Source organism: uncultured Mycobacterium sp. (assembly GCF_964249325.1).
GTDB lineage: Bacteria > Actinomycetota > Actinomycetes > Mycobacteriales > Mycobacteriaceae > Mycobacterium.
This window is the reverse complement of record NZ_CAXUCH010000052.1, coordinates 1-2,171: the sequence shown is the minus strand read 5'-3', so window position 1 is coordinate 2,171 and position 2,171 is coordinate 1. Positions and strand designations below refer to the sequence as shown.

4 protein-coding genes, 1 tRNA gene and 1 pseudogene (1 of these 6 running past the window's edge) are annotated in these 2,171 nt (G+C 64.6%); 4 read left to right on the top strand and 2 right to left on the bottom strand.

Features of this window, described 5'->3' with window-relative positions:
* Positions 1 to 231 (bottom strand): annotated as a pseudogene (locus ACFE99_RS09325) (prephenate dehydrogenase) (it extends 709 nt beyond the left edge of the window).
* A gap of 125 nt (positions 232 to 356) precedes the next feature.
* On the opposite strand from ACFE99_RS09325, the gene ACFE99_RS09320 reads away from it, so the two are divergent.
* The 3 genes from ACFE99_RS09320 (at position 357) to ACFE99_RS09310 (ending at position 1,510) form a co-directional block, all read left to right on the top strand.
* Entirely contained in the window at positions 357 to 878 is a 522-nt protein-coding gene (locus tag ACFE99_RS09320; RefSeq protein ID WP_375484537.1) for a tRNA adenosine deaminase-associated protein, read from the top strand.
* Positions 879 to 931: 53 nt separating this feature from the next.
* Positions 932 to 1,390 carry a nucleoside deaminase gene (locus tag ACFE99_RS09315; protein ID WP_375484535.1) on the top strand — a complete coding sequence of 153 codons (459 nt, stop codon included), beginning with the start codon at positions 932 to 934 and terminating at the stop codon, positions 1,388 to 1,390.
* A 29-nt stretch (positions 1,391 to 1,419) separates the two neighbouring features.
* Positions 1,420 to 1,510, top strand: a tRNA-Ser gene (locus ACFE99_RS09310).
* Between the two features lie 47 nt (positions 1,511 to 1,557).
* Here ACFE99_RS09310 and ACFE99_RS09305 read toward each other — a convergent pair.
* Entirely contained in the window at positions 1,558 to 1,794 is a 237-nt protein-coding gene (locus tag ACFE99_RS09305) for a tyrosine-type recombinase/integrase (RefSeq protein ID WP_375484583.1), read from the bottom strand.
* Between the two features lie 166 nt (positions 1,795 to 1,960).
* Between ACFE99_RS09305 and ACFE99_RS09300 the strand changes: the two genes are divergently transcribed.
* A partial coding sequence (locus ACFE99_RS09300) for a CsbD family protein (RefSeq protein WP_375484533.1) occupies positions 1,961 to 2,171 on the top strand: 211 nt, incomplete at its 3' end.

Genomic DNA, 2,171 nt, shown 5'->3' with positions numbered 1-2,171 from the left:
GTGCGAGAGCATGCTCGACAAGGCCGGCATCGGAACGGCGAGCACGATCAGCGCGTCGACATCAGCAGCCCGTTTGAGCGCTTCGTTGATGTCGATGGTGGCGTCGAAACCGTCGAATCGCGCCGCCTGCACGCCCTCCACCGAGCGGTTGTAGCCGAACACCTCGTAGCCTGCCGCCGTGGCTGCCCGCATCAGCGAACCACCGATCAATCCCAGCCCCAGCACGCACATCGGTGTCTTCGCCACAGTTCCAGGTTGGCACATTTTTTCGCTGGCGGTCCGACCCCGGGCCCGACGGTCGGACGTGCCGCCGTTAGCTGGTCAACCGGCCTGCTCAGCGACTAGCGTATGCGCCCATGGGAGCACAACGGGCCTCCGCGCAAGGCCCGTCCGCGGACACGCCGGACGGTTTCGGCGTCGCCGTTGTTCGGGAGGACGGCAAATGGCGCTGTTCTGCCATGCGTTCCAAAGTGCTGACCAGTTTGACTGCCGCTGAGACCGAACTGCGCGAATTGCGCAGTGCAGGAGCTGTTTTCGGGCTGATCGATGTCGACGACGAATTCTTCGTCATCGTGCGGCCGGCGCCGTCGGGCACCCGGCTGCTGTTGTCGGACGCCACCGCGGCGCTGGACTATGACATTGCCGCCGAGGTTCTGGAGAATCTGGACGCCGAGATCGATCCCGAAGATCTCGAGGACGCCGAGCCGTTCGAGGAAGGCGATCTCGGATTGCTCTCCGACATCGGCCTACCGGAGGCGGTGCTGGGCGTCATCCTCGACGAGACCGACTTGTACGCCGACGAGCAGTTGACCCGCATCGCGCAGGAGATGGGGTTCGCCGACGAGCTGTCGGCGGTGCTGGAGCGTCTGGGTCGGTGATCGCAAGCGCGGCGGAGCCGGGCGCAGCGGGTCGCCGCCATAAGTCTGGGTCGGTGAGCACCGACGAGGATTTGATCCGAACCGCGCTTGCGGTCGCCGCCACCGCCGGTCCGCGTGACGTCCCGGTCGGTGCGGTGATCGTGGGCCCAGACGGAACAGAACTCGCTTGCGCCTTCAACGCCCGCGAGGCACTTGGTGATCCGACCGCGCACGCGGAAATCCTGGCTATGCGCGCGGCTGCCGCGGTGCTCGGCGACGGGTGGCGGCTGGAGGGCACCACGCTGGCCGTCACTGTCGAGCCGTGCACGATGTGCGCTGGCGCCTTGGTGATGGCACGGGTGGCGCGGCTGGTGTTCGGGGCATGGGAGCCCAAAACCGGAGCGGTTGGCTCGCTGTGGGATGTGGTGCGGGATCGGCGGCTCAACCATCGCCCGGAGGTGCGGGGCGGCGTGCTGGCCGACGAATGTGCGGCGCTGCTGGAAGCGTTCTTTGCCCGACAGCGATTGGGGTGATTGGCTCCGTGTTCGGTAAGCTGCTCGGCGGTGGTGTGTCCGAGCGGCCTAAGGAGCACGCCTCGAAAGCGTGTGACGGGTAACCCCCGTCCGAGGGTTCAAATCCCTCCGCCACCGCCAAAGCTCCAAGGGTATTTGCCCAGGTAAATGGCTTTTTCCGTTTGCTGCTAACGCCCTGCCCGCTCCGTGGGCACATTTTGGGCACACTTTTGAATAACTTTGCGTGAGTACCGGGCATGCAAACTGGTCGCCACCGCATCGAGGTCGTCGTCGAATAGGTCCGCGTAGGTGCCGAGCGTAACCTTCGCCGAGGTGTGCCCGAGCATCCGTTGTAGCGCCAGCACATTGACACCGGCCGACACCGCCAGCGACGCGCAGGTGTGCCGTAGGTCGTGCGGGGTGATTCCTGCACGCCGGCCTTGCGCACCGCAGCCGCGAACCACCCATCGGCTGACTTCGGTCGCAGTTTCGCAACGGTTACGTTTGACGATCGGCTGGCGAGGTATCCCAAGAGCCTTAGAAGAGGTAGGCCGACATTCGGCCGATTGGAAGCAACAGGAGCTGACGGTTATGAGCGGTACGGATAAGGCCAAGAACAAGGCGCAAGACATCGGCGGTAAAGCCAAGGAGGCGGTTGGCAAGGTCACTGGTGACAAGGGCACTCGGGATGAGGGTAAGAGCGACCAGGCGAAGTCCAGCGTCAAAGATGCCGGCGAAAAGGTGAAAGTGTTGACCGGCACTCAGGGTGAGCATGATGGCGGCGTTGATGGTGAGGATGTGC